The organism is Pelatocladus sp. BLCC-F211 (assembly GCF_041928655.1).
Classification (GTDB): Bacteria; Cyanobacteriota; Cyanobacteriia; order Cyanobacteriales; family Nostocaceae; genus Pelatocladus.
Genome location: NZ_JBHFLM010000186.1, coordinates 1 through 7,281, shown reverse-complemented (window position 1 = coordinate 7,281; position 7,281 = coordinate 1). Strand labels below are relative to the sequence as shown.

Genomic DNA, 7,281 nt, shown 5'->3' with positions numbered 1-7,281 from the left:
CGGGGGTCCCAAGAGTTGTAGCACCTGGCGTTTGAGGAACGTAGACGCGCCCTGCGCGGCTTCTCGCAGAGTAACCCAACATTATCAAGGCTTTGTTGGGTTTCGCTTGCACTCAACCCAACCTACATTTCTTCTTAACTGAACCGTATTGAGCCATAACATGCTTAAATCCTTAGTGAGAGACAAGATCCCCAACTTCTTAGAGGGTGGGCATCTTTGTCCACCCTCTCAAAACTAAGCCACCACAATATAAGGCGAGTCAATCGCCGCCACACGATCAGCATCAACTAACGCTTGATACACCATCGCAACTACCTCTGCGCGTGTAGCTTCGCGGGTAGGGTTAAGTTGCTTTGTTTTGGGATAGTTAACAATAATTTGTTTTTCACTAGCAACAATTACCTCATCTTTGGCATAATCAGGAATTTTTGTTTGGTCATCGTAGGGTTTAATAGCTTTATTACCACTGGCGGTTAACCCTAGTCCATTCACCAGCGAAACGATCACTTGTATACGCTGGATATTATCGTTGGGACGGAAGGTGTTATCGGGATAACCAGAGAGAAATTGTCCTTGATAAGCTTGTTGAATGACTTTATTAGCCCAAAAATCCTGCGCGACATCTTTAAATTTTATCGCTTGGCGTTTGGCGCTTGGGTTGAAAGCTTTGACTATTAACGCAGCATACTGCGCCCTTGTCATTGTCGCATCGGGTTTAAATGTGCGATCGGGGAAACCTTTAATTATTTCTAATTCGACTAATTCCCGAATAAAAGCAATTGCCCAATGATTGCTAATATCAGTTAAGTTGCTGGGACTAGGTGTAGGTGTGGGTGTAGGTGTAGGTGTGGGTGTTGGGGTTGGTAGTGGAGTTGGTGTTTGATCAGGAAATGGTTCGGGTTCGGGTTCTGGTGTGGGTGTTGGACTTGGTGTAGGAGTTGGGGTTGGTGTGGGTGTTGGGGTTGGTGTGGGTGTTGGACTTGGAGTTGGAACTTGATTATCAAGAAAATCGATCAAACCTTTGATTTTCGCTGGATCTATTTGATTTCCTATAGACGTTAGTTTGTTAGAACTGGCATTTTGGAGATCGAATTGACCATTACCACGAAAGATATTACCTCCTGGATTATTAGTAATACCAATATCTGGAAAAGCGTTTGCGATCACCGTCAAACCATCTTGGGTATTTCTTTCGCACAGATTATTACGTAATATAGGACGGGCGCTACCGGAGATGACAATACCAGAACGATTTTCGGAAATTTTGTTATCTATTAGTTTAGGAGAAGCTGTATCACTAATGGCAATACCAAAACCCGTATTAATGCATGTATTACCTTGAATCTCACCTTTAGCATTCTTGGCGATCGCAATCCCATTGGCAGCATTTTCTATAAACTGATTGTTGCGGATCACTGGATTACCTTCGCCAGTGACAAACACGCCTTCTCGCTTACATTTTGTAAAAGTGCAATTTACAACCGTAGGACTAGTAGATTCTACCCACACACCACTACCACGGGTAGCGGAGTTAATTACAGTGACACCCTTGAGTTCTGTACCATTATCTAGTACAAATGTGACATTCTGGCCAGCAAAAGTACGGCTGAGGTATTGACCACTACCTTCAATCAATATACTACTGCCCTTGTTAGCTTCATTACCTACTATCGAAACTCCACTTGGAACCGACAAAGGAAATACTTCACCACCAACAGCATTATAACTACCATCTGCGAGTTGAATTTGCGTACCAGAAGTAGCTTTCTTGAGTGCTTGTGTAATAGTTTTTAAAGGTGCTTGTGGTAGACCACTAGCGCTATCATTGCCAACAACAGAATTTACGTAAAGAGTTTGAGGCATATTTATACTTTTAAAAAAGCCATTGACATCCTACCGCTTACACTTCAACTTTGTAGCAGTGGATTCCTTAAAGTAAGTTAAAGTCTTTGTTGTGACAAATTTCTTTGGTGCTGTAGCGATCGCTATCTATCACCTCTTAAACATGATTTGATGTTTTCTGGATCACAATCTCAATCCGATGGTTATTTTGGCTTGCTACTGAGTTCTCTGAACTATCAGAATTACTATTGGGTGCGATCGGCTGAGTTTCTCCGTAGCCTTGTTTTGTGATCAAAGAAATGTCTATACCGCCTTTTTCACTCAACCAACGTTGTACTGCTAACGCTTGTTGCTCTGATAATTTGAGATTATCAGCTTCACTACCTACAGAATCAGTATGTCCTAAAATTTGTAGCCAAGTATGAGGATAGCGATCGCTTATAGCTTGACTAACTTGACTGAGTGCTTTCTCTGCTTGTGGACGAATTTGATCTTTGCCAGAGTAAAATAAAATATCAGCTGGCAAGGTAATAATCGTTAAGTCTTTATTTTCCTGAACACGAATTTCTGAACATGTAATTTCTGAAAGTTTAACTTCTGGAAAAACCTCCTCTGGAAAATTGACATTGGGAATTGGAACTTCTGATAATCTGATTTTTGAGACTTGTGTATTCAGATATTGCTTGGCAAACACCTGATTATTTGAGAAGTTATCTTTAAACTTGGGCAGAAGATGGAATACAAAATTATTAACAGTGCCAAGTAGAAAAATAGTTACTAAGTAAGTAGTAAAGCGAAGTAAATACATTTTAAAAATTATATCAATTCCGGCTAATTACTTATGACATAAAGCTTGGGCATTGAGTTTATGTCATTGGTTTTTACCATTACCGACACCGACGAATCATACAAGTATTCAAGCAGACATGATATTATCTTTTGATTCACAGATTAATTGCAGCAAGTCTAATCCCTTTGCAAATATTTCATCAATTGGTAACATTTGCCCCTCACTAGTCATAAATTTATGATCTTTCGTAGCTCGAATTACCGAACCATCTTCTAAAGCATATTCAAATACTTCTTGATCACCACGATTATGCCACTGAGCAATAGGTTGTGTATACATATAACCATTACTATCAACCGTGTAAACAGTACACTCAATTCTTTTTTCGACAATTTCTCCGATTGGTAAAAATCCATATTCTACAGTCAAAACTTCAGTGTCATAACTCAAGCAATATTCGGCAAACTTTAACATTTGCTCAAATAAGGCATCTGCAATTTGTTGCTTCACACCATTTTTGGCTGCACCATCCATGAATTTTTCTCGCTGCTTCTGCATCTCGGAAACTTTCTTTTTACCCATCGCCCGACGCAGCAAGTCAGCTTGACCTAAAGAATATCCAGCCATATCTTGAGCAATTTTCATAATTTGCTCTTGATAAACCATAATTCCATAGGTTTCATCTAAAATTGGTTCTAAAATAGTGTGTTCATAATCAATATTTTCCCGCCCGTGTTTGCGGTTAATAAATTTCGGAATTAGCCCCGCATCTAGTGGTCCTGGTCGATATAGCGCCAAAATCGAAGAAATATCTTCTATATTAGAAGGCTTCAAATCACGTACTATCTGGCGCATTCCAGAAGATTCTAACTGAAATACTCCTTCTAATTCACCTGCTTCTAATAATTCGTAGGTCTTTTTCACATCTGGGGGAAGTTTCGCGCCTTCTCCACCTTTTGCTAATATTTTCTGAGCTTTTCTTTCCTGAGCAGTAATTACATAGGGGTCAATCTTAAATCCATGATTACTTTCAATTAAATCGATAGTTTTCTGAATCATACTCAGATTTTTCAAGCCAAGAAAATCCATTTTTAACAAACCCAGTGATTCTAAATCTTCCATGAAATACTGGGTAATCACAGAACCATCGTTATTTTTCTGAAGTGGCACAATTTCATCTAATGGATCAGCAGAAATGACTACACCTGCTGCATGAACGCCGAAGGTTTTGTTAGTTCCTTCGATGCGAATTGCCATATCTACCCAATGGCGGACTCTTGGATCATTATCATATCTAGCTTTAAATTCTGGTTCAGGAGTATCATCAGAAATCATCACTTTCAACTTGGCAGGTTTCCCCCGTGAAACAGGAATTAGTTTCGCCATTTTGTCTGATTCTGCATAAGGAATATTTAACACTCTGGCGACATCTTTTAACACGGCTTTGGAAGTCAGACGGTTAAAAGTGATAATTTGGGCAACTCTTTCTGTACCGTATTTTTCTGTTACATATTCTATGACTTTATCTCTTTGAGAAATACAGAAATCCGTATCAATATCCGGCATAGATTTCCGTTCTGGGTTAAGAAATCTTTCAAAAAGTAAGCCGTGATGTACAGGATCTATATTGGTAATTCCCATAGTATAGGCTACCAAAGAACCTGCGGCAGATCCACGACCTGGTCCAACTGGAATATCATTATCTCTCGCAAATTTGATGTAGTCCCACACAACTAAAAAGTAGGTGGAAAAACCCATTTGCTGAATCATTTTTAATTCATATTCTAGCCTTTCTTTGTAAGCTAAATCGATTTCATTGCGGGATTTGCGATTTAGTTTTTGTAATAGTCCTTGCCAAGCAATTTCCTCGACATAAGTATCAGCAGTATGACCAGATGGAATCGGATAATTGGGAATCCGCGGCTCACCCAAAATATTGTATGGTTCGATTTTTTCTGCTACTTCTACAGTATTGGTGATCGCTTCTTCAATGACATCATCCGGTAGATGATCACGAAATAGCTGTTTCATCTCTTCTGCGGACTTTAAATACTCTGTACCGCTATAACGCATCCGGTTATCTTCAACTATTAATTTCCCTGTTTGAATACACAATAAGGCGTCGTGTGCTTCGACGTCATAACAGGAAATATAATGAGAATCATTGGTCGCAACAATTTTTATCCCTAATTCCCGCGCAATTTTGACAATTTCAACATTGACAATTCGGTCTTCGGGAGAACCATGATCTTGAATTTCTAAATAATAATCTTCACCAAATACATCTTTATACCATTGAGCAACTCGGCGGGCTGCATCTAGTTTACCAGCCAAAATTGCTTGCGGTACTTCTCCACCCAAACAGGCACTAGTAACTATTAAATCTTCATGGTATGTTTTGAGTAATTCTTTGCTAATACAAGGACGAGAAAAAATGCCTTTGCCTTGTACACCTTGGAGATGAGAGATAGTTGTTAATTTAACTAAATTTTTATAGCCTTTAGTATTTTTTGCTAAAACAATTTGATGATAGCGAGGACGGCGTTCTTGTTTAGTAATATCGCCGTTGATAATATACATTTCATTGCCAATTATTGGCTGAATATTTTTGTTGCGACAAATTTTTATGAGTTCGATCGCACCATACATCACACCATGATCCGTCAGAGCGATCGCTTTAATATCCAGTTCGATCGCACGATCCACTAAATTTGGTATTTGACTAGCACCATCCAACAGACTGTAGTCACTATGAATGTGCAATGGAACAAAAGACATATGCGTTTATTATTTAGGGAACAGGGAACAGGGAACAGTTATCAAGCTAATAACTGACACTGAATAAATGTCAAAAGCTACGGTATCTTAGGATAACTCAGTTTGCCAATATTAAGAATTGTATTTTTTTTAGAAAATTCTCTTGGCAAAGTATACTTTTTAAGTCGGCGTTAATTTCTCTTAAGAAACACATTCCGTCACCGTAGATTGAGCAACGAGATTAAAGCCTAAAGAATGAGCTTTTTTCTGGAGATACTTCACCGTGCGCTCGCGATACTGTTGCTCATAGGCATCAATACCAGGGTCTGTATAGGCTCCTCCAGATGTCCAAAGACGATAAAAAAGACGTGCTAATTTATGTGCAGCAGCGGTAATTGCTTTGGGCGCACCCAAACGTGCCTGCATACGTCGATAGTATGCTCCCAAAGCAGAGTGACTCCGGCACAGAGTTTGTGCAGCCATACGGAAAGCATTGGCGGCCCGGTTAACAACAGGACGAGTTTTAGAACTTTTGACTTTACCACCAGTGATACGGCTGCCAGGGCACAAACCTAACCATGAGGTAAAGTGCTTTACAGTAGGAAAACGAGAAGGGTCTAAACCTAACTCAGAAAGCAGTATTAGTACGGTCAAACCACCAAAACCATTAATTTGAGTGAAGTCAACACCACTAATCCGATACAAATGAGTACGCAGGTCAAATTGAGGCGCATTTCCTGGCTGCTTTTTGCCTCGGCGTTTAGGTTTAGGTAAAGTTTTTTTTGTCACATCAACTTTGTCTGCAAAGGAGATTAAACACTGCTCAATTTGGAAATCACAAGTAGCAATTTGTTGTTGGTAAAACTCGTAAAGTTGTAACTCTTGTTGCAGAATGAACACCAATTCTGGACGATAGTTACCTGTTAAAGCCGATGCAATTTCTGACGAGCTAGCTTTGATGCGTCCATCTTTGAAAGCCGCTAGTTTCTTCGGATCGCGTTCTCCGGCAACAATTTCACGGATAATTGCCATACCAGTAGTACCTGTAATATCGCTAATTACCCGATGCAGTTGTACATTCATCTCAGTCAACGCTTTTTGCATCCGTTGTACATGGACACAAGTACTTTTAATTAGATTATCGCGTTGGCGGATGTAACTACGGAGAACACAAATTTGGTCTTCTGGACGAAATGAACCTGCCAATAAGCCATAAGTGTGTAACTGTTGTAGCCATTGGCAATCTAGTACATCCGTTTTACGACCAGGTACAGTTTTGACATAGTGAGCATTAACAAGTTTGACCTCAAGCCCACTGCTTTCCAATACTTCGTATACTGGTAACCAATACACTCCTGTAGATTCCATCGCTACGGTCGTGACACCGCATTGATGCAGCCAGTCAGCCATCGCATAAAGGTCAGCAGTAAAACAGGCAAAACTGCGTACATTCTCGCTGTCTCGTCCGATAGGCACACTGACCCAGTGTCTATCCGCTCCGATATCAATTCCCGCTGCATTAATGTTAATTAATGGTAGATTAGTATTAAATGAATTAGGTGCAGATTCCTGTTTGTTCATATTAGCCTCCTAAATGCGACAGCTAACGCATGGAGCGAAGAATATACCCTGACCCGGGTGCGGTGTCTAAATCTAATCTCTTAACCGGGATAGTGACTCTTGCCACTTCGCCAATAAATTCACCAACATCACCCAGAACCAGGCTCATATACGGGCACAATTTGCACCACTAGACATCTCCGAAATAGTAATGTTCTGTGGTAAAAGAATATAATATAAGTCTTTTTACACCAGAATTATGAGTTCCGTATTGGAGCACATCGAAGCGAATCCTCAAGAAACCCAACGATTAATTGGTCTGGGATACCCTG

4 protein-coding genes are annotated in these 7,281 nt (G+C 40.0%); all 4 read right to left on the bottom strand.

What is annotated here, in order from left to right:
• Positions 1-234 precede the first annotated feature (234 nt).
• Entirely contained in the window at positions 235-1,863 is a 1,629-nt protein-coding gene (locus ACE1AT_RS22470; protein ID WP_374872377.1) for a DUF1565 domain-containing protein, read from the bottom strand.
• Positions 1,864-1,999: 136 nt separating this feature from the next.
• On the bottom strand, positions 2,000-2,650 hold the full coding sequence (locus tag ACE1AT_RS22465) for an OmpA family protein (RefSeq protein WP_374872375.1): 651 nt from the start codon (positions 2,648-2,650) through the stop codon (positions 2,000-2,002).
• 108 nt (positions 2,651-2,758) lie between these two features.
• Positions 2,759-5,410, bottom strand: a complete 2,652-nt coding sequence (locus ACE1AT_RS22460) for a DNA polymerase III subunit alpha (RefSeq protein ID WP_374872373.1) — start codon at positions 5,408-5,410, stop codon at positions 2,759-2,761.
• A 180-nt stretch (positions 5,411-5,590) separates the two neighbouring features.
• On the bottom strand, positions 5,591-6,970 hold the full coding sequence (locus ACE1AT_RS22455) for an IS110 family transposase (protein ID WP_374872371.1): 1,380 nt from the start codon (positions 6,968-6,970) through the stop codon (positions 5,591-5,593).
• Positions 6,971-7,281: the final 311 nt, after the last annotated feature.

Excerpts from the sequence above, each read along its gene's own strand:
- ACE1AT_RS22470 (WP_374872377.1), bottom strand. The coding sequence starts at position 1,863 with ATGCCTCAAACTCTTTACGTAAATTCTGTTGTTGGCAATGATAGCGCT.
- ACE1AT_RS22465 (WP_374872375.1), bottom strand. The coding sequence starts at position 2,650 with ATGTATTTACTTCGCTTTACTACTTACTTAGTAACTATTTTTCTACTT.
- ACE1AT_RS22460 (WP_374872373.1), bottom strand. The coding sequence starts at position 5,410 with ATGTCTTTTGTTCCATTGCACATTCATAGTGACTACAGTCTGTTGGAT.
- ACE1AT_RS22455 (WP_374872371.1), bottom strand. The coding sequence starts at position 6,970 with ATGAACAAACAGGAATCTGCACCTAATTCATTTAATACTAATCTACCA.